Raw genomic sequence first — 24,598 nt, forward strand, 5'->3', positions numbered from 1 at the left:
CTGCCGGTCCTGATGGCAGGACCGCAGGCGGGCTCCATGCGTCTCTCGTTTCCGGTCATGTCAACACGCTACGATCAGAAGTCGTATTCGCTCATGTTGTCCGTGGTGACATCGACCCAGGCCTGGCCGTAGAGCACCTTGCCGTCGAGCTTGATGGCGTTGTAGCCCTCGACGCCGAGGTCCATGCCGTCGGTAACCTCTTCACCTGCGATGGCCATGGAGGCGACCTTGTTCATGGCGATGCCGGCCTTGGCGGGATCCCAGAAGGAGATCATCTCGATGGCGCCGGTCTCCAGATAGGGGCCGGCAACCGAAACGAGGCTGGTGCCGACGATCTTGACCTTGCCGTCGAGACCGGCTTCTTCAACGGCCAGAGCCGCACCCACGACATCTTCACCAGCCGAGCCCTGAATGCCCTTCAGGTTCGGATAGGTGCGCAGAAGCTCCTTGGTCTTCTGGTAGGCGGTCTGCTGCTGCTCGTTGCTCTCCAGCTTGTCGGTGACAAGCGTCATGTTCGGGTATTTTTCTTTCTGGTACTCGATGGCGGCGTCGACCCACTCATTGTGGGTCTTGGCGGTCAGATGGCCGACGAACACGGCATATTCGCCTTCGCCGCCCATGGCCTGTGCGAGCGCTTCCATCAGATGACGGCCATAGGCCGCATTGTCGAAGGCTTCCACGTCATAGGTGATGTTCTGGAGGCTGGACGCCTCGTGGCCGATGACCTTGATGCCGGCGTCGAGCGCCTTGCCGAGAACGGGCTCCAGAGCCTCGGGCGAGTTCGGCACGACGGTGATGGCGTCGACCTTCTTGGCGATCAGGTCTTCGATCATCTGCACCTGCAGCGCCGCGTCGGCGGAAGCCGGTCCAACCTGCGTTGCATCGTGGCCGGTTTCCGCGGCGTATTCATTCACGCCCTCTTCCATGCGGTTGAACCAGGCAATGCCCGAGAGCTTCACCACCGTCACGATGGAGTGCTTGGCATCCTGCGCGTGCGTAACGGCGCCGGCCCCGACGATCAGCGCGGCGCCAAGCGCCACGCCGGCGGTCAGTTTCCTCAAATTCATAGCCATGTTTTTCCTCCTCTTGATACACTTCTCATGCGCCCCGCCGGCCAGGATGGCCGCCAGTCAGGCTTCATCGGACGTCCGCTGTTGAGCTCCCTTCATCAGATCGCTGTTGCGGGCGTACAATTCCTTGAATGTGCGATAGCGCGCGTCATAGACGGCGCGGTTCTCCTCCTGCGGCGCGATGCTCCGCTCCACAGGGTTCCAGCGCCGGATGTCTTCGCGACCGGCCGCTCCTACAGCGACGGCTGCGAGAAACGCGTTGCCGAAGGCTGCGCCGACCGTGTTGGCGGCCACGTCCTGTGTCTTGCCGCTCGCATCCGAGATGGCCTGCGACCAGACGGCGTTCTTGGTGCCGCCACCGACCGCGGCGATGCGCTTGATCGATGCGCCGGCGCCCTCATAGGTTTCGATCACCGAAGTCACGCCATAGGCGATGCCCTCGAGGAAACCGCGATAGATGTCTGCCCGTGTGTGGGTGAGGTCGAGGCCGAAAATGATGCCGCGCGCGTGCGGATCGTGGATCGGCGTGCGTTCGCCGGAGAAATAGGGCAGGACCACGATGCCGTTTGCGCCAACCGGCGCGCCCTGCGCCTCTTCGGCGAGCAGTCGCAGCGCCGACTCGGCATCCAGCTCGCGGGCGAACTGTTCCTGAAACCAGCGGGTGAGCGTGCCGCTGGTGGAGGTGCCGGACATGCAGGCGTGCTGTCCCTCGAAAAGCCATGGCGCATACCACAGCCGCCCATCTTCTACGCGGTGATCGGTCACCAGAATGATGAACATGGTCGAGCCATACATCATCATCATTTCGCCGGTTCCCAGAACCCCGACGCTGACGGCCTCCGAAGCCGCATCGATGGTGCCGGCCGTTACAGGCGTGCCCGGCGCAAGTCCGGTTTCCTTCGCCGCCTGTTCCGTAACATGACCGGCAATCTCGGTGCTCCAGAGAAGCTCCGGCAGACGCTCCGGCGCGATGATGCGGTCGGCGTAGCGATCGGTCCACCGGTTGGTGTGGATGTCGTAGAGCGGGCTTGAGGAAGACGCGGAGTAGTGATCGATGACGAAGCGCCCCGTCAGCCGGTGCACCAGGAAGGATGAGGAGTTCATCACCTTGTGGGTGCGGGCATAAAGCTCGGGCCGGTTCTTCTTCAGCCACAGGATCTTGGGGCCGACCGACTGGGAGGTGAGGGCGTTGCCGCATTCGGCAAGCAGCGTCTCCTCGCCGATCTCGGCGGTCAGTTCCTCAATCTCCTCGGCAGCGCGGGTGTCGACGCCGTAGAGCACGGCGTTCATCAGCGGATTGCCGTCTTCATCGACAGGCAGCATGCAGGGGCCGATGCCGCTTGCCGCCACCGCCTTGATATCGCCGGGGGCGATGCCGGTGGAGGCGATCAGTTCCCTGCTGATGGCGCAGAATTCGCCCCACCAGTCTTTCTCGGCGTCATGTTCGGCCCAGCCGGGCTGCGGCACGATCATGTCGTGTCGGCGCTTCGCCGTGGCCAGAATGCGTCCCTGACCATCGGCCAGAACGCCCTTTGTCTCAAAGGTTCCGATGTCGATGCCGAGATAGCAATCCATCAGGTGTAGTCATCCCGGTTCAGGCTGAAATCGGCGTCGACCCGGCGGATCGCGGCGATCAGCAGTTTCGTGAGGGCTTCCAGGTCGCGCAGGTCGCACATTTCAAGCGAAGTGTGCGTGTAGCGGCAGGGGAAGCACATATCGATACAGGCGACGCCCTCATTGACGAGCTGCACATAAGAGGAATCCGTCAGTGCACCGGTGTGTGCCGTGCGCTGCAGATTGATCCCCTCGGCTGAAGCCGTGTCGGAGAAGAGCTTCGGCAGGGCCGGGTGCGGAATGGTGCCGTTCAGCGTGCCGCGCCCGTGGAACGAATAGAGGCTCATTGCAGGGCCATTGCCGAGCGCGACTTCGCCGCGCTGGGTCATGTCGGGCGTATCGGCGTTGAGCGCCAGATCGAGCTGGATGGCAATGTCGGGGTTGATCGCGCGGGCCGCGACCATCGCCCCCTGAAGGTTGAACTCCTCAAGCACGGCGAAGACGAAATGCACCGTGGGGCGCGGGCCTTCTGCGGCGAGTGCGCGGGCGACCTCGACGATGACCGCACAGCCGGCGCGGTCATCGACCGAGGTGCCGATCAGGCGGTTTTCATTGAGTTCAATGACACGCGGGTCATAGACCACCGGCGTGCCGATCTCGATGCCCAGCGCCTTGACGCCCGCCGCGTCTTCCGCGCCCACATCGATGAACACTTCCTGATAGGGCGTGACCTTGTATTTCTCTTCCGGCGGCGTGGCGTGATGGCTCTTGTTGGCAATGACGCCCTGCACATCGCGGCCCTCGCCGACGCAGAACAGAACGGCCTGCGCGGGCAGGGCCTTCTCCGGGATGCCGCCCAGCCGCTCAATGCGCACCAGACCATTGTCCTCGATCTTGCGCACCATGAAGCCAAGCTGGTCGGTGTGGGCGAAGAGCATGACGGAGGGCGCACCTTCGTCACCTTCCAGCGTGGCGATCAGGTTGCCCAGGCGATCCGTGCGAAGGACAAGCGGCAGATCGGCAAGCTCTTTCTCGATGCGGCGGCGCACACGGTCTTCATGTCCGGACAGGCCCGGTGTCAGCATCAGGGTTTTGAGCAGGGAGCGGAGACGCTCTTTCATGATTGGTGAGCCTTTCGTTTGAAGAACGCCTTCACATCGAAGGAACCGAAAGCCGCGCGATAGGACATGACCGCAATGAGCAGGCCGCCGAAGAAGAGGTCGCGGGAGAAGGCGCTGAAGGAGAGGATGTTTAGCCCGCTGGAGATGAACTGCAGGCAGATCACGGCCAGGGCCACGCCGGTGACGGTGCCGAAGCCGCCGGCCGGGCTGACGCCGGCAAGAATGTTGATGAGGATGACGAGCAGCAGATAGGAGCTGCCATAGTCCGCATTGGCCGAGTTGACGCGTGCCAGAACCACCAGACCGGCAAGTGCGGCGATAAAGCCGGCGATTGCGTAGATCTGGATGATCAGCTTCCTGCCGGGCACACCGGCGAAATCGGCGGCGACCGGGTTTGCGCCGAACAGGCGCAGGCGCATGCCCACCGGCGTGCGGCGCAGAAGAAAGGCGAGGCCCGATGCAACGAGCGCAAACAGCACGAGCGGAAGCGGGAGCACGCCGCCGATCGTCCAGTTGCCGAACGCCGTGTACCAGTCGGGAAGACCGGTGATGGCCGGGCCGCGCGTGATTATGATGCCGATGCCGGCGAAGAGCTGCATGCTGCCGAGCGTCGCGAGGATGGGTGGCAGCCGCAGATAGGCGATGAGAAAGCCGTTGAACGCGCCGCAGACGAGCCCCACAGCGAGACCGGCAGGGATGGCGAGCCATGCCACTTCCGGTCCGGCTTTCATGGTCACTGCGGCCACGATGGAGGCCAGATTGGCGATGGCGACCACCGAAAGGTCGATGCCGCCGGAAATCATCGTCGGCAGGACTGCCAGCGACAGAAGCCCGAACTCGGGGAACTGGAAGCCCATGGACTGCAGATTTGACGATGACAGGAATGTCGGGCTGGCGATTGCGAGCGCAACGAAAATCAGCGCCGTCAAAATACCAAGGCTTCGTAAGTGTGAGCCTGTGGTGTCCTGTCTTGCGTCCATGGTCTTCCTCCCCAGGTCCCGATGGTTAGCCGCCGCGGGCGGCTTTTACGATCTGCATGAACTCCTTGGCCCGCTCTGGATCGACCGGGTTCCAGGTGTTGCCGTCGACCTTGAGCGACGAGCCCACGATGCAGCCATCGGCGATCTTGAGAATGTCGGCCACGGTGTTGTGGCGAACGCCCGTATTGGCCAGAACCGGTGTGTCGGTGACCTTTTCCTTGACTGATTTGAGATCGGTCATCTCGGCGGCCTCGCCGGTGATGGCGCCAGAAACGAGCACGGCATCGGGAATGGAGGAGAAGACGGCAGAGCGGGCGCGATCGGCCAGCGGGCGCTTGTCCATGGAATCGGCGAATTCGGCAGAGACGTTGTAGAGCATCACCAGATCGTCGCGGCCAAGGCGGTTGCGGTAGCGCAGCGCCTCGCCGGCATTCGGCGTCCACGGGCCCATGTCGGAGGCATAGGTGCCAGTGAAAATTTCGCGGACGAAGGAAGCGCCGGTTGCCGTTGCAAGCGCGACGGTGCTCATCGGATCCCACAGAACGTTCACGCCGAAAGGCTTCTTGATCTCGTTGCGCAGCTGGCCGATCACATAGGCCATGGCGGCGGTGGAGGCGATATCGACCTTCAGCTCATAGGGGCGGTCGTTCTCATTGCCGAACATCACCGCGTCGACATCGGCTTCCTGCAGGGCGGTGAGATCCTTGCGCGCTGCGGCGACAATGCCGTCAATGCCCGCATCCGCATCATAGAGCGGCGAGCCGGGCATCGGCAGAAGATGCACCATCGAGATGATGGGTTTCTTGTCGCCGAAGAGCTGCTTGAACTTTGACATTCCGTGCCTTTCTTTCTTTGTTTGGGCCATCCCCTCAGACGAGGGTGATGGCCGGTATCAGTGGTCGATAGGATGCGACGAGATCCGCGCCGCCTCTGTCGGTAATCAATTCGTCGATGGCATCGAGCCCGCAAACTTGCGCAAAGGCGCGTTTGCCGAACTTGCCGTGATCCGTGATCACGACAATGCGCTTCGCGCGTTGAATGGCCATCTGCTTGGTTTCGGCTTCTTCGAATGTGGCGGTGGTGATGCCGTCATGGTCGACTGCGTCTGCGGCAAGGAAACAGATGTCTGCCCTGATGCTGGAAAGCGCCTCCTTGGCCCAATTGCCGACAAGGCTGAAATAGCCATTTCTCACCCGACCGCCGACAATGTGCACCTCTGTTGCCCCCACCGAGGCTGCCTCCGCCACCTTGAGATCGATCGCAACGATCGTGACACGCCTTCCTGCAAGCGCGTGTGCGGTTGCGAGCGCGGTGGTGCCGGAATCGAGAAGCACCACCTGGCCGTCAAGAACCTTTGCGGCAGCGGCCTGACCGATGCGTTGCTTGAGATTCTGGTTCTGTCGGACCTTCTCCAAAAAAAGCGGCTCGGTAGCATCCTCACCAACACCGCGCGCGACAACGCCGCCATGGGTTCGCGTCACCACGCCCGCCTGTTCGAGCACGGCAAGATCGCGGCGCACGGTGGGGAGGGAGATGTCCAGAATGGCGGATAGGTCCGCATTGCTCACGCGCTTGCGCTCGATGATGACGTCAATCATCTGCTGCTGTCGCTTTTGCGGAAACCGGTGGTGCATACTGCCTCTCTTTCTTTGATCGTTAATGATCGTATTGAAAGAGTCAATAGCTAAAGAACATTCACTGAAGCCGATCGTGGCTGCGACCTGCATGAAAGCCTGACGCCTGTTGTCGCCAGCGCCGGGTTTCCGGCATTGCTTGGGTTTTCCTTACTGCGGTTTCCGCTCAGGCCTTGACCAACCGCTTCAACAGGGAGCTTGGGCAGCTATTGATGCAATTGCGTTCGCTCTTTCACCGTCGCCCGTTGCCAGCCGAGACGCAATTATTGGCTTCGCCTTGCGTCTTAAGGACCGCGCGGTCGTCAGATAGGAGGCGATGAGCGCGGCCGGTGCAGGACTGATTCGTGCCGCCAGCCAAAGCCCGTGCGCGACTGGCCCATCTACCTGGGGTGTACAGCACTCCCCAGGTTGGACTTATGGTCAACCGCTTTGTCAGTTCTGGGAGGTCGAAAAGGTCTTCAGACGGACTTTGACAGCAATCCAGCCAGGACGTCGCGCCCGATCTCTCGGCCGTGCTCCAGTGCTCCGGCCACACCGTCGCGATTCTTCAACGACCGTGTCTGCTCCATTTTGGAAATTCCGGTCAGCGCTTCAATGTGAACGCGGAAGCCCACGATTCTCGGCATCATGCGGGCGATGTCCGCTTCAGAAATCCTGTCGAGCCGCCAAGTGCCGCCGATGCGGCGCTCGGACAGGCGAACGATGTCTTCCATCAGGGAGCGCATATCCGCACCGCTCACCGGCTCTATTTCCCCGCGCAGATGCACCGCCTGATAGATCCAGGTGGGCACGTCCTCGTCTTCCACATACCACTCTGGTGATACATAGGCTGACGGGCCGTTGAACACCGCCAGCATCGGCCCAGGTTCCATGACGTCTTCGGCCTGTGGGTTGATCCGCGCGATATGGCCGATAACGGTGCTGCAATCGTCTGCGTCGCTTTCGAAGAAAAGCGGTGTCTGTGTCGCTTCCATCGTGCCGCGGCGGGAGGTCATGATCGTTGCGAGCGGATACGCGCGCACAAGGTTCCGTGTCTCCGCGTCACTCGCTCGATAGAGAGGCGGTACGTAGGGCCGCTGGATTTTCCCTGTCATTGCCATTCCTTCTGGGCCACCGCACCACGCAGTGCAACGTAGTGTCCGGGGGCTGCCTCGGTGAGATGATACGGGGCCTCGGCGCCAGCCGCGTCGTAATAGGGGAGCTTGTCCATCGCGGCACCGCAAATGTCGTCGCTTGATGCCAGCCGCACCCCGTCCTGCGCCCGTTCCAGCCGTGGTGAAGCCGACAGCAGCTGCCGTGTATAGGGGTGGCGCGGCAGATCGAAGAGCGCACCGGTTTCGGCCTGTTCCATGATGCGCCCCTTGTTGAGCACATAGAGGCGCGCGCAAAGCTGCTCGACGATATGGAGGTCGTGGCTGATGAAAAGGCAGGCGAAGCCGAACTCGCTCTGCAGCTGTTTGAAGAGCGCCAGTATCTGAGCCTGGATCGTGACGTCGAGCGCCGAGACGGGTTCGTCCGCGATGACGAGGTCAGGCTTGCTGATAAGGGCCCGGGCGATGGCGACACGCTGGCGTTGGCCACCGGAGAGGGCGTGTGGAAAGCGCTGCGCCATTTCACGCGGCAGCCCCACCGCCTCCAGCATCTCTTCGGCTTTTGCGCGTTTGGCCGCTTCGGACATGGTCTTGTCCTGTCGCAGGCCCTCGCGCACGATGCGCCCGATCCGCATGCGCGGATTGAGTGAGGAGTAGGGATCCTGAAACACGAAGCGGATGCGGCGGCGAAGCCGGCGTTCAAGCGCCGGCGGGCAGTCATCCATATCCTGACCATCAAAGACAACCCGGCCCCCGGCCTTGGAGACCAGCTTGCCGACTGCGCGGCCTATGGTGCTTTTCCCGCTGCCGCTCTCGCCCACGAGCCCTACGAACTCGCCGGGTTGCACCGTCAGGGACACATCGCGAACCGCATGGGTCGTGGTGTCTGCCATAAGACCGAAGAAGCGCTTTTCCCGGAACTCCACCCGCAACCCCTCGACGGCAAGCAGGGGAGGACCTTCCTCACCTTTGACCGGACTGGGCTTCCCAAGCTGCGTGGCGGCAAGAAGTCTGCGGGTATAGTCGTGCTCAGGGCGCGCGAGCACGGATTGCGTGGTGCCCGCCTCGACAAGGATGCCCTTTTCCATGACCGCAATCCGTGCCGCATAGGCCGCCACGACCGCCAGATCGTGCGAGATCAGTATGACCGCCGTGCCATTGGCGCGGGCGACCTCGGCCATGATGTCGAGAACCTCCTTCTGCACCACGGCATCAAGCGCCGTGGTCGGCTCATCGGCGATCAGCAGCGCCGGTTTCAGCATCATCACCGAGGCGATCATGATCCGCTGCCGCATTCCGCCGGAGAACTCGTGCGGATAGCGCTTCAGAAGCGCTTCCGGGTTTCGCAGCTTCACCTGCCGCAGCATCTCCAGTGCGCGTTCGCGGATATGCGCCTCGGTCAGGTCCGTATGCTCTCGCATCGCCTCATACATCTGCTCACCGATCCGCATGCTCGGATTGAGCGAGGAGAGGGGCTCCTGAAAAATCAGCCCGACCTGCCTGCCACGCATCAACCGCAGCTCTTCCAGAGATTTCGGAGCTGTCACTTCATGCTGCTGGAACAGAATGCGCCCTCGGGTGACCGCTCCCCCGCCCGGCAAAAGCCCCATGATCGCCCGCCCGAGCATGCTCTTGCCACTGCCGCTCTCGCCGACCAGCGCCATGATCTCTCCGGGGGCGAGTTGAAAGCTTACGCCCTTCACCACCGGCCGCGCGCCGAAGGAGATTTCCAGATCATCGACTGAAAGAACGGGCGTGTGTTCTGTGCTTTCTGCCATGTCAGATAACCTCCTTCGAGGTGGTGGACTTCGGATCCAGCTCATCGCGCAGGGCGTCGCCGAGGAAATTCACGCCAAGGAGCGCAACCGAGATGCAGAGCCCCGGCAAAAGCCCCAGCATCGGGTAGCGCATCAGATGCGCCTTTGCTTCCGCGAGAATATTGCCCCAGCTGGGCTCCGGTGGCGGCACGCCAAGGCCAAGGAAGCTCAGGGCGCTTTCTGCCAGAAGCACCCAGCCAAACATCATCGTGGTCAGCACGATGAGCGGTGCAATGCAGTTGGGGAGCACATGCACCAGAAGCGTATAGAAGCGCGAGTTTCCCATGGTCGTCGAGGCCTCGACGAATTCCGACTGGCTCACGGAGAGCACGGAGCCGCGCACCACGCGCGTAACGGCGGGCAGGTAGGCCACGGAAAGCGCGAGGATGACGCCGTAGCGGTTCGGGCCGATGATCGCCATCAGCCCAAGCGCGATAAGCAACCCCGGAAAGGCCATCAGCGCATCCAGAACGACGATCAGCACCCGGTCGAACCAACCGCGAAAATAGCCCGCCGCCGCACCGAGCAGTGTTCCCAGAACCACCGGGATCAGTAGGGTGGAAAGACCGATCGAAACGGAAACCCACGCGCCACGCATGAGGCGCGACAGAATATCCCGGCCGAACATGTCGGTGCCCAGCGGATGCGACAGGGAGCTTCCGGCGAAGCGGTTCAACAGGTCGGATTTGAGCGGGTCATGGGGCGTATAGACGCTGCCCAGCACTGCCACACCCAGAACGAGGCTGACGAGAATGACGCCGGCCAGTCCGTTGGCCTTGCCCAGAATACGGTTCGCGAAACTCATGAAAGACGCACCCTTGGGTCGAAGAAGGAATAGGCTATGTCGACAAGGAGATTGGTCAGCACATAGACCGCGGCGATGAACAGAAGTGCGCCCTGCAGCACCGGATAGTCACGGGCATAGATGGAATCGACCAGAAGCTTGCCGAGGCCGGGCAGCGTGAACACCGTCTCAGTCACCGCTGCGCCGGCCAGCAGTCCCGCAAGCATCACGCCCACCATTGTGAGGGTTGGCGCGAAAGCGTTCGGAAAGACATGGCGCCACAGGACCTTGCGCTCCGGCAAGCCCTTGGCGCGGGCATGCGTGATGTAATCCCGACCCATGATCTCGAGGCTTCCAGCCCGCATCATGCGGGTAAGAACCGCTATCTCCGAAAGGGCCAGCGATGTGACCGGCAGAATGAGATAGAGCATGCCCCGGCCCAGATCGTCGCTGATCGAAACGAAGCCGACGGTCGGTAGCCAGCCCAGTATCGCCCCGAAGAGGACAAGAAGCATCAGCCCGACCCAGAAGCTCGGCATCGAGAGTTTGAGGATGGTCAGGAAGACGATGGCGTAGTCCGTGCGGCTGTTATGGCGGTGCGCAGCCAGAAGCCCGGCGGGGATCGACACCAGAAGTGCCGATCCCATAGCCAGGAGCACGACCGTCGCCGTCACACCGAAGCGCTGCCACAGGAGGCTGCCCACCTCCTGCCCGGTCATGATGGAGGTTCCCAGATTGCCGGAGAAAACCTCGCGCAGCCAGACAATGAACTGCACCGGCATTGGCTGGTCGAGCCCCAACTGGCTGCGCATCTGCTCCAGCGTCGCCTCGTCGTCGATATTGCCGCCCAGCATCATCAATGCCGGGTCTCCGGGCAGCGCCCGCACCAGCGCGAAGATGATCACCGCCACGATCACGAAAGTGGGGATGGACATCAGCACGCGCTTGAGCACGAAGATGGGCATGGTCGCCTCCCTGGCCTGCCGTCAGTCTTTCACCTTGAGCATCCAGCCGCGCAGCAGCCCAGCGCCCCAGTTTTCAAACCCGTCGATCTTGCTCGACATGCCGGTGAAAAGGGTGCGGTGCCCAAGGCCGATCGCCGGAACTTCCTCAATGAAGGCTTCGTGCAGTCTGTCGATGATCGCCTGCAGTTCTTCTGGATCGCCCGTCCGCAGGGATTCGTTCATCATCGCCACTGCATCCGGGTTCTTCCATGCCTTGCGGTCGGCGTCTCCGGTGAACATCTCGAAGCTTAGCCCGGCGTGCAGGCGCGGCGAGAAGGTGAAGCTCTGCATCTGGTAGCCGGAGCCGTTGCGATAGGCTTCGAGCTGACTGCCCCATTCGACCACTTCGAGCCTGGCATTGATGCCCGCATCCATCATCATCGCCTGCGCCATCAGGGCCCGTTCGTAATAGGCGCCGTTGCGGCGGGTTGCGAGGATGGTGATCTCTTCTCCGTTGTAACCGGCTTCTTCGAGCAGTGCCTTGGCTTTCTCCACGTCATAGGTCAGATACTTCGCCTGCACGTCGGTGTAGTTGGCCGACATCGGCGGCACCGGCGATGGCGACGCCTTGCCGAAACCCTCGGTGATGGCCGCCATGATGCGCTGCGGGTCGATCGCATGCGCCATGGCGCGGCGGATGCGGACATCCGAAAGGACCGGGTCGTCGGAGTTGAGGAGATAGGTGTCCCAGACGGCCGACTCCGCAGCGTCAACGCTGAAGTTCGGCTGGTCCTTGAGCTCGGCCGCAGTCATGGCGTCAATATCGACCAGATCGAGATCCCCGGCGAGCAGCGCCGTCTTCGACACCGCGCCTTCGCCCACAATCTCCCAGCGCAGCACGTCGACCGTAGGGTTCTTGCCGCCGCCATAGCCATCGGGCGCCCCGTCGCGGCTGGAATAGTCCTCGAAGCGATTCAGCTCGACATAGCGCCCCGGAGCGTGGTCTCCCATCATGTAGGGGCCGGTGCCGATCGGTTTGTTCCAGCTGCCGTCGGCGTTGACGGAATCGGGATGTAGCACCGCCATCGAACCGCAGTCGAAACGTGCCATTGTCGCCAGAAACACCGCATAGGGTTCGGCAAGCGTGATGACGAAAGTGTCGTCGCCCTGTGCCTTGGCGGACGTCACCTTGATGTTGTTCTCGCCATTGAAGAAGTTCTTGCAGTGGGATTCGGAAGCCTCTCCTGCGAGCCGGTTCCAGGACCATTCCACATCGCTGGCGGTCATTTCTTCGCCATTGTGAAACTTCACGCCCTTGCGGAGCTTGAATGTGTAGGTGCGTCCGTCCTCGGAAATCTCATAGCTCTCGGCCAGCATGGGGATGATGCTGAAATCGCTCGCATAGGTTACGAGCCCTTCGATCATGTGACCGTGCACTTCATCGGTGTTGCCGTCGCGCGTCACACCCGGATTGGTGCCGCGAATGTCGGCATTGAGCGATGTCCTCACCATGCTGTCGGCCATGGCCGGCGCGACGCCGCCGAGGCCGACTGCTGCGGCAAGCGCAATTGAACGGAAGTTTGTCGTTCGCTGTCTCATATGCTGTTCCCTCTTGTTTTCATTATGATTTTTATTGTCAGTGGAGCTGATAGCGCACCGTTTCGTCGGACGTGTAGGGCAACTGGCGCACACGCATTTCCCCGGCGCCGGCGTCCATCAGGATCATCGCCACGGTGGCGGAGAGATAGGCGTTGGTCTCGCCTTCATTGCCCTCCGGCGTGCGGATGATGCCGCGCGGCGAACCGAAGCGGTCGTCAAGCGCGCGGCTCAGGCTGTCGAGGTCGTGCCTGTGCCCATCTTTCTCGATGAGCTGGCGCAGGCGCCTGTCCCGGAAAAGCGTGTCGGCACCACGGGCAATGCCCCTGTCGCGCTCCCGTATCCGCGCCTGAGGCGTGACGAAATGATTGGAGTGAGTCAGACACGCTCCGTCCGGCGCCTGCCAGTAAATTTCGTCCGGAGTGGTTTCGAAGTTCAGACAGTCGCCGCTGCGAGCGCAACTGATCGTCATGTTGTTGGAAACCGTGCGCGGCAGGCGATAAAGCTCGGTCAGGGCCTGGGAATAGCCGCCTGCCTCCAGAACACGCCGCCGGATGACGGAGAGGGGAATCCCATAAGGGCGGGTTCCATCCTGCGCACTGACCAGATTGTTTCCTGTTATGGCCACGCCCTGATCGTTGAACCCGGCGCGCGCGAGGCCTCCGGCTTCGACATAGGTCAGAATGTCCGGGTGCCGGTCTGAGCGGATCTTCAAAACAACCGTGCTTTCGGCGCATTCCGGCAGCCAGTCCCAGTTCTGAACGTGCAGAAGGCGGCCGTTTTCGGAGAGACCGGGGAGCACGACGGCAGCCGTGCATCCGTCATCGAGCGAAGCGGTGTCCTTGGGGGCCTGCGCATGAAGGTTGATGATTTCGCTCCGGCCATTGATGACCAGAACTTCCTCAAGCTTTACCCCCGCGCCCTCGGCAATGCCGCGCAGTTCCTCAACCGCGTCTGGAACCTGAACTGCCAGCGCCTCGCGCAAGCGTGCGGAATAGCCGAGCACACTGTCCCAGCCGAGTTCGTGCTGCCGGAACAAATCCTGATAGACGGCGAGCCCGTGACGCAGTTGCACATCGGCCTGCCGCCCGTAGGAAAGGCCACGTTCGAAGGCCGGCCCTTCGATCTCGACGAGCTTGGGAGCGGCCACCATCAGCGCGCTCCCGGAGCGGGCAGTCGATCCCGCAACACGCCGGTGAAAAAGCTCTCGACATAGGGAAAAACGCCCATCATATCGTGTGTGACACCGGGCACGGTGTCATGCCAGACATCCACGCCGCGCGCCTCCAGGCTTTCGCGCAGGGCGTGCAGGCGGTGGTTGCGGTTGCGGCCTGCGCTGTTCGCACCGGGAATGAATTTGGGTGAATTCTCGGGAAAGGTGATTTCCCATTCCTCGGTATCCAGCGCCCCGACCGACATGTGCACCCTGACATCTTTCAGGGCCGTGAAGTCGATGCCGCGCCCGAACACCTCCCCGAAATTGCGAATACCCGGCCACCAGTCCATCGTTTCATCGAGCAGCGTCACCGATCCAGGGGCGCCAATCGAGACGGCCTTGAGCCGCTCGGGATGCAGATAAAGGAAGCGATGCGTGAAGTGCCCTCCGCCGGAAAAGCCGAAGAGCATGAATTTCTCGAACCTGCGATTGATGAGTTCGCCCGCTTGCTCGACCATGGCCAGCAGAACCTCATCATAGCGAATGTCGCCCTCGATCATGTATTTGTAGCCGCCGGCTTCCATGTCGCCCCGCACGCCAACGGGAAACAGCGGCGCAAGAACCACGCAGTTGTTGAAACGGCCGAAGCCGGAGAACGCACCGCGATAGAGCGACTGCAGCCGCATGGTCCCATGCACGGAGACCAGCAGGTCAAGCGTGCGCTCCGGCTCGCTCCAGGCACTTTCAGGAACGTAGAGCATGAACGAAAACCGCGGATCCTGCCGGCAGGCGATGATCGTCGTCTCACCGGTCAAATACAATGCGCGGGCCCGCTCCTGCGGACTGTCCTGCACGCGTGGCAGCATGTGGAAAGCCTCCTGAACTCATTCGTAGGGGACGTTAACCGCGGGATTTTTTGGTGTCAAAATAATTTTACAAATTGGCGCCAATTTTGAAGATGATATTGCTTCGCCGATTTTTCCCGATTATGTTCGCCACGAAAGAAACGTGGGGGCCGGCTGGGCGATGGCGCGAAAACAAGATCCAAATGGCGAGAAGACCCGGCCTGACGAAATTTCCCAGTGCATTATGGCGGACATCAATGCCGGCGTCCTGCGCAGGGGGGAGTGGCTGAAGCAGATTGATCTCGAGCGCCGCTACGACTGCACGCGGATCAGGGTCCGCGATGCGCTGGCCTATCTGCATTCCAAGCGGCTGGTGGAGCACATTCCCAACCGAGGCTATCGTGTACCCGAGCCGGACGCCGTCCGCGAAAGTGAGATCGGCGAGGTTCGCGCACTTCTTGAAGCCCATGCGGCCGCCGATGTGATCGATCAGGCGACCGATGGCGATGTCGCCCGTCTGCGCGAGCTCGCCGAGGCCTTTCGCGAGGCCGCATTCAATGGCACCTCGTTTTCGCAGATCGAGGCTAACTATGCGTTTCACGCGGTTCTCTATGGTTTCTGCCGCAACGCCGTTTTGCGCGAACTGATGCTGGACATGCGTCAGCAGGGGCCTGCCGCTCCCGTGGGGCAATGGCAGACGCTTGCCCAGTTGCAGCGCGCGACACAGGACCATTTCGACATAGTCGATGCGATCGAGCAGAGGGATCTGAATTTGCTGCGCCGCCGCATCATGGCCCATATCGCCGGTGAGCGGCGGCAGGAAGAGAAAACCGATGACGCTTGATCCGGCACTCCGCCGTATGCTCGACCGCTCCCAGGCGGCGGGCGGACCTCCGCTCCAGGACATGGCGGTGGAAGATGCGCGCTCGGCCATGCGCACCATGTTCCGCAACAATGGCTATCCGACCCGCCACGAGGTCGAAGCGGTTCATATCGCAGCATCAGACTGCCGGGGCACGTTCGATATCCACCTCTACCGACCCGAAGGAACAGAAGGGCCGCAACCGGCCATCGTCTATTTTCACGGCGGCGGCTTCGTGCTCGGCGATGCGGAAACCTACGATATGCATTCGCGCGCTCTGGCGCATCTCACACAGGCCGTGGTGGTCTTCGTCGGCTACCGCCTGGCGCCGGAACATCCGTTCCCGGCCGCCGTGGAAGACGCGGCAGATGCGATGGAGTGGCTGGCGGAGCGCGCTGAAACCCTCGGTTTCGATCCGGACAGGTTCGTTTTGATGGGAGAAAGCGCCGGCGGCAATCTTGCGGTCAACGCGGCTCTCCATGCGCATCGCACCAATTGCCTTTCCCTTCGCAGCCTCACACTGATCTATCCCGTCACCGACATGCGTCCTTTTACAGGCGTGGATCCGATCTACCCCTCCGTCGAGACCTATGCGAAAGGCATGAACCTGGATGCGGACGAGATGCGTTGGTTCTGTGAGACCTACCTGAAAGCGCCTGACGAAGGCGTGTTGCCGGAAAACACGCTTTTTTTCCAGCCGGACCTGCATCTGCTGCCGCCCACGCGAATTTACAACGCTGAATGCGATCCCCTGCGCGATATGGGCCTCGCTTTCGCGACACGCCTCATTGAAGCCGGCGTGGAGGCTCAGGCGGAATGCTTTCCGGGCATGCTGCACAGCTTCATGTGCCACGGTGGAATATCTTCCCGTGCGTTGAGGCATTTCTTTTGCATTGTGGAGGATATTTCAGCGGCGCTCGCGCGATCCGGCACCCACCACGGCAGGTTCTGCGCCACACGCTCACAAGCCCGCTCGGCGCCGGTCCCCGGGTGAGCTGAATGCGGAGCGCATTGCGTGCTAGGTCCAGGGGATGATTGATAATATCGGGGCGGCTGCGCCTGGCATTGCTTAGGTTGCGAGGCGAAGGGCATTGCTCGGCATTGCCATACCCTTCAATTGGCTGAGAGAAACTGAAAAGCTCTCAGTGTCACCGAGTGCTCTAGCGAGAATGATCGCACCCTGAATGCCGGCAACTATGCCGTTCGCGCTGCGAATTGCATGGTCTCTATCGAAGCCGATGCCTTCAAGCGCCTTGCGAAGAGCCTCCATCCATCTGGCAAAGTAGATTTTGACTTCGCTCGCAAAACGGTCGCGTGTTTCTTCCAGTGCGAACGCACCCACCAGACATATTCGCTGGCCTGAATCGAAATAATCCTCCACTGCGGCGAACATGCTGGCCAGCGCGGTCTCGGGGTCTTTTTCTTCCAGCGGAACGAAGATGTTGTTTTCGAACCAGCAGCGAACATCTGCGAGCACCGCTGCGGCCATCTCTTCTTTTCCCCCGGGGAAGAAGTGATAGAGGCTCCCCTTGCCAAGGTTCGTGTGCTCCGTGATGCGGGCAACGCTCGCACCGTCATAGCCATAGCGCCGGAACACTTCTGCCAAAAGCGGAATGACGTCACTCCGCTCCGCAACCAGTCTAGCCATCAGACCTTCTCCATGGGGTAAGGCGTTCGGTTCACCCGGTGAAACATCGTGGCAGCGCCCACAAGCATGGCAGCCCCGGCAATGGCGGGCATGAAAAGGAAATCCCATTCCGGGTCGCTCGCAAAAACCACCAGCGGATCGGCGCCTGCCGGCGGATGTGTAACCCGCAATGCAGCCATGACCGCAATTGCAACCCCCACAGCAATCGCTGCAGCCCACCATTCGTTCGGCAGCGCCATCCTTAGAGCCAGCCCCACCAGGGTTGACAGTGCGTGTCCTCCGATGACGTTGATCGGTTGCGACAGGGGGCTGGACGGCACCGAGAACAGAAGAACACAGCTCGCGCCAAAAGGAGCCATGAGGAGCGGCGCGTTGGCATAGACACTGAGCGCGCCAACCGCGCCAATGGCAAGAAGCCCGCCGATCCCTGCCATGACGACGGCTTTGGCAGGTTGAGCGGGTTGATGACGCGTAAAGAATGTGTGCATTGTCACTTCACTGTAACGATAGGTATTGTGTGTACCGATCATTACAATGGGCTGTTCGATTTGCCAATAGCCCATATCGCCGGGATCCTCTGCTCCCCCAGGCGGCGGCCAGGCCTGTCTGATCTGCCCGCGACCTCACACCGCGCGGACGACTTGATGACTGGCTTGCGGCCGCTGTTTTCAATTCGATGAGCTGGGAGGCAGGGTCGGTGGTTGGCGAAAGCCTGCAAGCTCCACCGGGCGGTTTGGTCGCCCGTGGCGGTCCGGGACTGGCTGGCGTCGGGTGAGCCTCCAGCCTAATCCGATGCGCCGAGGGACAGGAACATCCTGAAACTAACAGGTCGCTTCCGTTGCTGTTCCGATGACCACTCATGGCTCAGATGACTGAGGTCACCGATGGCAATGGGGAAGGGGACCCTACCCGATTTGAATGGTGGACGCTTCTTGCATGGCGGCTATGCTTGAAGGAAGCTGTTCGCACGATTCTGAGAACGTTCATTGGTCTTCTTTTTTGAGGGGCGGGATGATGGCAGTCGAAGTTTCAAATGCGCTGGAAGGGTTCTCATCTGGATCAGCGGGCAGGCGTTGCGTTTTACGGCATTGCGCTATCCTGATTGGCTCTACTGCGCTCTTCAGTGTTTTGGGATCAGATGCCTTTGCAGCCTGCAATGTCCCATCCGGAGGGCCGCGAGCGGTGGCAACCAATGGTTCTGTCTGCTCGAGTTCCGCAAGCAATCTCAGTCACGCATCGATCTCGCCCGTCGTTGCCGGCACGGGCGGTCAGCTTACCCTAACCGCGCCCATGGTCACCGCATTGGGAAGTGGTTCGGTAGGCCGGCTGATACGTGCAACGGACCCGAACAGTTCCATTCTTTTCCAGGGTGGGCTTTCCGGCCAGCTCACATCTGCAGGCTCCAATCTCATCGGCATTCTCGTCGACGGCAGTGGTGCGGTCTTTGTCGTGAACGGTGACGCATCGCTATCTGCCTTGTCTGCGTCGGCCATGGGAATGGTCGTGAGGAACGGAGGCTCCGCGTCCGTGAAGGGGGCCTATGCTTCCGTGGCCGGAGATGACGGGCTCTCCGCGGAGGGACCGAACGCAGTCATCAACCTCAACGGCCAGTCTGTTTCCATTCTGACGACAGCAGACATGGCGCGCGGGATTGTGGCGGAAGATGGCGGAAAGGTCTTCGTTCAGCCCGCGGCTGGCTCCGGGGCGGCGGATGGAAATGCCCTTATCATATTGAACAACCCCGGTGCGACGGTGCGGACGAACGGAGATGGTTCCAACGCCATTGAGGCGAAATCCTCGTCTGGCAATGCCAGGGTAGAGCTTCTTGGCGGCGTTGTCGTTACCGGTGCAGACGGCAGCGCTGATGATGCCGAGGGCCTCTATGCGCTGGTCAATGGGGGCTCTGGCCAGGCCTCGGTGCTGATGAGCGGGGGGAGTGTAACCACCAACGGAGAAAACGCCGATGGTATCGTTGCCTACACGGATGTCTTCTTCTTCGCCGGAGATTCAACCGTCACGATGACGGGTGGCGTTGTGAATGCCAATGGGGATGGCTCATCCGGCATTGTGTCGCAGACGGGTGTGTTCTCGGGCGCAGACGCAAGCGTCTTTCAGACCGGCGGAACCATCCGCACGACCGGTGGCACGGCCGGTGGACTGTATCAGAACAGCGCCGGTATCCTCGCGCTCTCGGCTGGGTCGGGCACCACGAGGATCATACAGTCCGGTGGCCTTGTCGAAACGACGGGGGATGAAGCGCATGGCCTTTATGGTGTGTCGATCTCCGGGGACGTAGTGATCCAGCAGGGCCCCGGTGGGCGGGTTATGACAGGCGGAGCGGATGCCGACGGTGTCCATGCCACTGTTCTGGGCGGAACCTTCGATCTTGATATTGGAGGTCTGGTTCAGGGTGGTTCCGGAAATGCGGCGGGCATTCACACGATTGGCGCTTCGGGTACGCTGGATGTGTCTGAGACCGGGCAGGTCGGAGCGCTTTCCGGTGTCGCCCTTCTTGATGAGGCGGGTGACATCACGGTGGTCAGCCGCGGCCTGATACAGGGCGACATTCTCACCAATGACGGGAGTGACCGCGTGACGCTCGCACCGGCAAGCGAGACAACCGGGCGCCTGGTGTTGGGGGATGGCTCCGACACGTTGACGGTGGAAGGGACGGCTGATGTTTCCGGCGTGACCCTCTTCGATGGCGGTGACGATATCGGCCAGGGCGACGGCTACGTCGATAACCTGAATTTCGTCGGGGGCACCCGAACCGTGGACGCAGGTCTCCTGATCAACTGGGAGCGTATCTCTCTGCTCGGCGGGGTAGACCTTGGTCTTTCTGGTTCCAGTCTTCTGGTGGGCAATGGCGGAGCTCCGCAGAACGGTCTTCTGGTAAACGGCGGCAGCGTTCTCAGGTTCGTTGAGCCGTCTTTCACCGTCATGGGGGATTTGTGGAATGCCGGCACGGTTTCGCTGGTTCAGGGAAGCCCGGATAGCACACTTACCGTCACACCCGGTGGCACGGGAAACTATATCGGCGCGGGAGGGGTGCTTGCACTTGATACCGTTCTTGAAAGTGACAGCGCCCCCTCGGACAGGCTCATTGTCGATGGCGTTTCCGCCATTGGTGGCAGTGGCATCGCGGTCAGCAATGCCGGCGGCTCGGGAGATCTCACATCCGGCGACGGAATTCTGGTTGTCGAAGCGGTAAACGGCGGTACGACCGCGGCCAATGCATTCTATGCTTCGGGCCCCATCGCGGCAGGTCCGTTCGAGTACCTGCTTTTCAGGGGGGATGCAGGAGGCGCAGGGGAGAACTGGTATCTGCGCTCCCGTGTCATTGATCCGGTGCTAAGGTCAGAAGTGCCTGGTCATATAATGGCGCCTGAACTCGCCTATCGCATGGGCCTTGCCGAGATAGGCACCTTTCATGAGCGGCGGGGTGACCAGCGCCTGCTCGATGCAGCGAAAGAGGAATACACGTTGCTCTGGACGCGCTTTTTTGCTCAGGGCACGGGCTTTCAGCAAGGCGGTATTCTCGCTGACAGTTCCTTCAATATGCAGCCGCGCTTTGAGGGTCGCATTGCCGGATTTCAGGTCGGCACCGACCTCGCCGGCGTGCTTCATGAAAACGGCGCTCTGGACCAGCTGGGCATTTTTGCAGGTATTGGTCAGGGGATGGGCAAGGTTCACGGGAACGTGCTTCTGGAGAACCAGGTGAGGACCGGGACCATGGACCTGCGTTCGTTTCATATGGGAGGATACTGGACCCGTACAACGCCCTCCGGCGGCTATATTGATGCGATCGGTCTCGTTGATTTGATCCGAGGCGATGTCTCTTCGGACCGTGGCGTTACCTCCGATGTCAGGGGCGTCGGGCTTGCTGCCTCGATCGAAGCGGGGCAGCGTTTCGATTTTGCAGAGAATTGGTCGATTGAACCGCAGGCTCAGTTGATCTGGCGCCGTGTTCGGCTGGATGACGCGAATGATGGGTACTCACGCATCCACTACGGCTCCATTTCAGAACTGACGGGGCGTCTGGGCGCCCGCGTCGAACGCCGGGTCGTCAGAGAGAAAAGTGAGTACACACTGCATGCCGGCATCAATTTCTGGCACACTTGGAGCCACAGGAACGAGGCGCGTTTCAACCAGTGGCAATTGTCGGGGGACCAGGAAGCGAGCTACCTGGAGCTCAATGCCGGTGTCACCGCCAGGCTTGATGAAACCACATCGGTCTTCGCAAACCTGAAATATGATATCGGTCTGGGAGATCAGAGCAGGAATGCTCTGGGCGGGCAACTCGGCCTGCAGGTGGAATTCTAGGGTCAGGACCTGTCAATATGATCACAATGGCGTTCGATAGACCAAGAGATGCAAGGAAAAACCCGCAGAGCCTGATGTAATCGTTATCGGGGTCGTCGATGGGGTAAGCGAAAAGCCATTCGGGACACCAGCCTTGGAGCAACGCGTGAAGCGCTTGTGAACGGTCTTCCACTTGCCGTAGCGTTTAGGCAGGTTGTGCCAGTGCCTACATGCCATCCACATAGGGCCGACCATCGCGGGCTTCAAAAAGCCAGCCTTGAGCCTGATCTGCACGGCATTGAGAATCCGCAGGCCCATGGAGCATTCCACTACTCGAATGTCAGTTGAACTTTTACCGAGCGCGTTCGGTCTCCTGCGGTCTCGAAGGCCGCCTGCGCCATTTCCAGTGGAAAAGTGTCGGTTATGATCGGCCTGACGTCGATTTTACCGCTGTCGATCAGACGCACGGCCCTGGAATACTCCGCATAGAACCGATGGGTTCCCCTGAGGGTGATCTCCTTTGCGGCAATTGCATTGATCGGCAATGCGATATCACCCGTCACCCCGACCTGTACGATAATGCCACACGGGCGAACGCATTCGATGGCCATGCGGATGGCAGGCCCGGCGGCAGAGCACTCGAACGCAACATCGAAATATCCCTTGTCCGCCGTGTAGGCGCTGATCAGAGTATTGTCGTGTGCGACGTTGATCGTGGAGGTTGCGCCCATTTCACGGGCCACTGCAAGCGGCTTCTCCTGCAGGCCGGTGATGACGATCTCGGCTGCTCCGTCCTCCTTCGCAACGGCCGCACACAGTGCGCCGATCGGTCCAGCCCCGGTGATGAGAACGCGTTTTCCCTTTAGCGCACCGGCCTGGCTGCGTGCATGAAGGCAGACCGCAAGGGGTTCCGCGCAGGCTGCTTCAGCCAGACTCGTCGAGGGGCGGATCTTCTCACATCGGAACGCTTCGGAAATGATGCGATCGCGAAACGCTCCCTGTTCGTGCGGGAATCGTATGGCAGACCCGTAAAAGCGCATGTTCAGGCAATGATTGAACAGGCCTTCCAGACAGTATTTGCAGGTGTTGCAAGGTCGGCTGGGGTTGATCGCAACACGGTCCCCTGCGTCAAGTCCGGTGACATCCGGTCCGACGGCGAGCACCGTGCCGGCAACCTCGTGCCCCAGGATAATGGGCTCCCGGATGCGGACGGGGCCAAAGCCACCATCGTGAAAATAGTGGAGATCGGAACCGCAGATGCCGCCGGCTCCAATGGCAACGAGCACTTGATCGTGAGCCGGCTCGGCAATGGTCTCTGTTTCCACACGCAGGTCATGCTTGTCGTGGAGCCGGCAGACACGGGTTTCCATGAACGTTTCCTTCAATCGAGAAGCAGGGAAGGCAGCCACGTGGCGAAGGCAGGGACGTACGAGACGAGAAGCAGCACGATCATGTTGGTGAGCAGGAACGGCGCAATCGCGCGCACCACGGGTGTGAGCGGCAGTCTGGCGATATTGGCGCAGACAAAAAGACAGACACCCACAGGTGGGGTCGTCAGGCCGATCATCAGGTTCAGAACGGCGAAGGTTGCGAAGTGAAGCGGGTCCACCCCGACGCTTTGCGACAGCGTCAGTAGCGGCACAAACAGGATGATGAGCGCGGCGATCGTCTCCATGAACATGCCGACGAACAGAAGCAGAATGTTGATCAGCAGAATGACGAGATACTTGTTGTCGGTGATCGACAGAACCGCCGTCGCAATTGCCTGCGGGATGCGCTCGGAAACGAGAATCCAGCCAAAGACATTGGCAAATCCAATCAGGACGAGGATGGCCGCCGATGAGACCGCGCTGTCGATGACAATTCGAGGCACCGCACGGATTGGTAGATCGCGGTAAATGAACGCTCCGACCGCGAAGGCATAGAGGCTGGCGACGATGGCCGTTTCGGTGGGAGTTGCCAGGCCCGAGAGCAGACCGCCTATGATGAGTGCGGTCATCGCGATCGCCCAGAATGCGCTGAAGAAGGAACGTGCCAGTTCGCCCAGCCCCTGCCAGGGTTGCCGCGGGAAGCCGCGGCGCACTGCGATAAGATATGCGGTGACCATCATCGCCAGTCCCATGAGTATGCCTGGAATGGCGCCGGCAAGGAACATCTTGCTGACCGAGATGCCCGAGAGTGCGCCGACGATAATCATGGGAACCGATGGTGGTATAATCGGTCCGACAGTCGATGAGGCGGCTGTTACGGCAGCAGAAAAATCGGCTGGATAGCCGGCTTTCTTCATGCCCGGTATCATCATTCCGCCAATTGACGCGGCATCAGCCACGGCGGTGCCGGAGATGCCGCCGAACAGCATTGAGCCAGCGATGTTGGTCAGCCCCAACCCTCCGCGGGCCCAGCCGACGAGTGCATTGGCGAAGCGGATGATGCGCTCTGTGATGCCTCCGGAGTTCATCAAATTGCCGGCGAGGATGAAGCCGGGAATACACAGCAGAACAAAAACGTCGATGCCGGCATACATTTTCTGGGGCATGACGACGAGCGGGATACCCGCCGTCAGCAGGTATGCCATTGAGGCAATTCCCAGTGTTACCGCCACAGGCACGCCCAGGCCCAGTCCGGCGACAAACACGAAGATCAATATGAAAAGGCTCATCTGTCATCTCCTGGCCGGCGTTCCGGAAACCCGTCCGTCCTGCCGCAGAGCATGTTGACTGCCCGTCCGAGCGAAAAGACGAAAAGAGAAACAAGCAGCACGAGCATGGTGGCGTGAACGGCATCCATGCGCCATCCCAGTGCCGTTGAGGTTTGTAGTGCGCCAATGCTGGTGTACTTCCATGCTGGGAGGATCAGTCCCAGGCAGAGCACCGCTGTGAGGATCGCTGAAAGCAGGCGCAGGCGGTGCGGCCATGCACCGGGCAGCGCCTCGCAGATAAGATCAACATTGACCAGCTCGCCCGAGCGATATGAGAGACCGGCTCCGAAGGCTGCCAGATACAGCAATGCGAAACGCGTCAGCTCCTCTGTCCACACCGGTGAATCGCCGATGATTGAACGTCCGACGACCTGCGTAATCACCGCCACCATCAGGGCAACGAAAGCGAATCCTGCCGCGATACGACTGCCAGTTTCGAGCACCCTCAACATGATGGCTCCCCCGTTCTGTCAAAAGGTGCTCCGGGCGGATAGCG

At 61.0% G+C, this 24,598-nt stretch carries 21 protein-coding genes; 3 read left to right on the forward strand and 18 right to left on the reverse strand.

Features of this window, described 5'->3' with window-relative positions:
* Positions 1–74: 74 nt before the first annotated feature.
* The 13 genes from BLW55_RS14605 to BLW55_RS14665 form a co-directional block, all read right to left on the reverse strand.
* Positions 75–1,067, reverse strand: coding sequence for an autoinducer 2 ABC transporter substrate-binding protein (locus BLW55_RS14605; RefSeq protein ID WP_007007614.1), 993 nt, complete (start codon positions 1,065–1,067; stop codon positions 75–77).
* A gap of 63 nt (positions 1,068–1,130) precedes the next feature.
* The gene (locus BLW55_RS14610; protein ID WP_090329278.1) at positions 1,131–2,645 is read right to left on the reverse strand and encodes an FGGY-family carbohydrate kinase; all 1,515 of its coding nucleotides are present in this window, start codon (positions 2,643–2,645) and stop codon (positions 1,131–1,133) included.
* Positions 2,645–3,745, reverse strand: a complete 1,101-nt coding sequence (locus BLW55_RS14615) for a M42 family metallopeptidase (protein WP_007007613.1) — start codon at positions 3,743–3,745, stop codon at positions 2,645–2,647. The genes BLW55_RS14610 and BLW55_RS14615 overlap by 1 nt, the downstream gene beginning before the upstream one ends.
* Positions 3,742–4,725 (reverse strand): ABC transporter permease, encoded by a 984-nt coding sequence (locus tag BLW55_RS14620; protein ID WP_090329279.1) that lies wholly within the window; start codon positions 4,723–4,725, stop codon positions 3,742–3,744. The genes BLW55_RS14615 and BLW55_RS14620 overlap by 4 nt, the downstream gene beginning before the upstream one ends.
* Before the next feature lie 25 nt (positions 4,726–4,750).
* Entirely contained in the window at positions 4,751–5,560 is an 810-nt protein-coding gene (locus BLW55_RS14625) for a BtpA/SgcQ family protein (protein ID WP_090329280.1), read from the reverse strand.
* Positions 5,561–5,594: 34 nt separating this feature from the next.
* Positions 5,595–6,359 (reverse strand): DeoR/GlpR family DNA-binding transcription regulator, encoded by a 765-nt coding sequence (locus BLW55_RS14630; protein ID WP_177175087.1) that lies wholly within the window; start codon positions 6,357–6,359, stop codon positions 5,595–5,597.
* 458 nt (positions 6,360–6,817) lie between these two features.
* Positions 6,818–7,453, reverse strand: a complete 636-nt coding sequence (locus BLW55_RS14635) for an FMN-binding negative transcriptional regulator (RefSeq protein ID WP_157776502.1) — start codon at positions 7,451–7,453, stop codon at positions 6,818–6,820.
* Positions 7,450–9,228: a dipeptide ABC transporter ATP-binding protein gene (locus BLW55_RS14640; protein ID WP_090329282.1), complete on the reverse strand. Its 1,779-nt coding sequence runs from the start codon at positions 9,226–9,228 to the stop codon at positions 7,450–7,452. Before BLW55_RS14640 ends, BLW55_RS14635 begins: the two co-directional genes overlap by 4 nt.
* A gap of 1 nt (position 9,229) precedes the next feature.
* Entirely contained in the window at positions 9,230–10,072 is an 843-nt protein-coding gene (locus BLW55_RS14645) for an ABC transporter permease (protein ID WP_090329283.1), read from the reverse strand.
* Entirely contained in the window at positions 10,069–11,016 is a 948-nt protein-coding gene (locus BLW55_RS14650) for an ABC transporter permease (protein WP_025029903.1), read from the reverse strand. The genes BLW55_RS14645 and BLW55_RS14650 overlap by 4 nt, the downstream gene beginning before the upstream one ends.
* Positions 11,017–11,037: 21 nt before the next feature.
* A complete protein-coding gene (locus BLW55_RS14655) occupies positions 11,038–12,594 on the reverse strand; it encodes an ABC transporter substrate-binding protein (RefSeq protein WP_090329284.1) in 1,557 nt (518 codons plus the stop codon).
* A gap of 37 nt (positions 12,595–12,631) precedes the next feature.
* Positions 12,632–13,744: a C45 family autoproteolytic acyltransferase/hydrolase gene (locus BLW55_RS14660; protein ID WP_025029901.1), complete on the reverse strand. Its 1,113-nt coding sequence runs from the start codon at positions 13,742–13,744 to the stop codon at positions 12,632–12,634.
* Positions 13,744–14,613 carry an alpha/beta hydrolase gene (locus tag BLW55_RS14665; protein WP_090329285.1) on the reverse strand — a complete coding sequence of 290 codons (870 nt, stop codon included), beginning with the start codon at positions 14,611–14,613 and terminating at the stop codon, positions 13,744–13,746. The genes BLW55_RS14660 and BLW55_RS14665 overlap by 1 nt, the downstream gene beginning before the upstream one ends.
* A 160-nt stretch (positions 14,614–14,773) precedes the next feature.
* Between BLW55_RS14665 and BLW55_RS14670 the strand changes: the two genes are divergently transcribed.
* Entirely contained in the window at positions 14,774–15,436 is a 663-nt protein-coding gene (locus tag BLW55_RS14670) for a GntR family transcriptional regulator (RefSeq protein ID WP_090329286.1), read from the forward strand.
* Positions 15,426–16,448 carry an alpha/beta hydrolase gene (locus tag BLW55_RS14675; protein ID WP_090329287.1) on the forward strand — a complete coding sequence of 341 codons (1,023 nt, stop codon included), beginning with the start codon at positions 15,426–15,428 and terminating at the stop codon, positions 16,446–16,448. Before BLW55_RS14670 ends, BLW55_RS14675 begins: the two co-directional genes overlap by 11 nt.
* 75 nt (positions 16,449–16,523) lie before the next feature.
* Here the strand turns inward: BLW55_RS14675 and BLW55_RS14680 are convergent, their stop codons facing one another.
* Entirely contained in the window at positions 16,524–17,102 is a 579-nt protein-coding gene (locus BLW55_RS14680) for a TetR/AcrR family transcriptional regulator (protein WP_090329288.1), read from the reverse strand.
* Positions 17,102–17,665: an HPP family protein gene (locus tag BLW55_RS14685; protein WP_244509082.1), complete on the reverse strand. Its 564-nt coding sequence runs from the start codon at positions 17,663–17,665 to the stop codon at positions 17,102–17,104. Before BLW55_RS14685 ends, BLW55_RS14680 begins: the two co-directional genes overlap by 1 nt.
* A 619-nt stretch (positions 17,666–18,284) precedes the next feature.
* On the opposite strand from BLW55_RS14685, the gene BLW55_RS14690 reads away from it, so the two are divergent.
* Positions 18,285–21,425 carry an autotransporter family protein gene (locus BLW55_RS14690; protein WP_177175088.1) on the forward strand — a complete coding sequence of 1,047 codons (3,141 nt, stop codon included), beginning with the start codon at positions 18,285–18,287 and terminating at the stop codon, positions 21,423–21,425.
* A gap of 308 nt (positions 21,426–21,733) precedes the next feature.
* On the opposite strand, the gene BLW55_RS14700 is transcribed toward BLW55_RS14690, so the two are convergent.
* Genes BLW55_RS14700 through BLW55_RS14710 form a run of 3 tightly spaced genes read right to left on the reverse strand, consistent with a single transcriptional unit; the run spans position 21,734 to position 24,554 of the window.
* Complete coding sequence (locus tag BLW55_RS14700; protein WP_090329291.1) at positions 21,734–22,774, reverse strand: L-idonate 5-dehydrogenase; 1,041 nt, start codon at positions 22,772–22,774, stop codon at positions 21,734–21,736.
* An 11-nt stretch (positions 22,775–22,785) separates the two neighbouring features.
* Positions 22,786–24,063 (reverse strand): TRAP transporter large permease, encoded by a 1,278-nt coding sequence (locus BLW55_RS14705; RefSeq protein ID WP_065817164.1) that lies wholly within the window; start codon positions 24,061–24,063, stop codon positions 22,786–22,788.
* Positions 24,060–24,554 (reverse strand): TRAP transporter small permease, encoded by a 495-nt coding sequence (locus BLW55_RS14710; protein WP_090329292.1) that lies wholly within the window; start codon positions 24,552–24,554, stop codon positions 24,060–24,062. Before BLW55_RS14710 ends, BLW55_RS14705 begins: the two co-directional genes overlap by 4 nt.
* Between the last annotated feature and the right edge of the window lie 44 nt (positions 24,555–24,598).

The organism is Nitratireductor aquibiodomus, from assembly GCF_900105565.1.
Taxonomy (GTDB): Bacteria; Pseudomonadota; Alphaproteobacteria; order Rhizobiales; family Rhizobiaceae; genus Nitratireductor; species Nitratireductor aquibiodomus.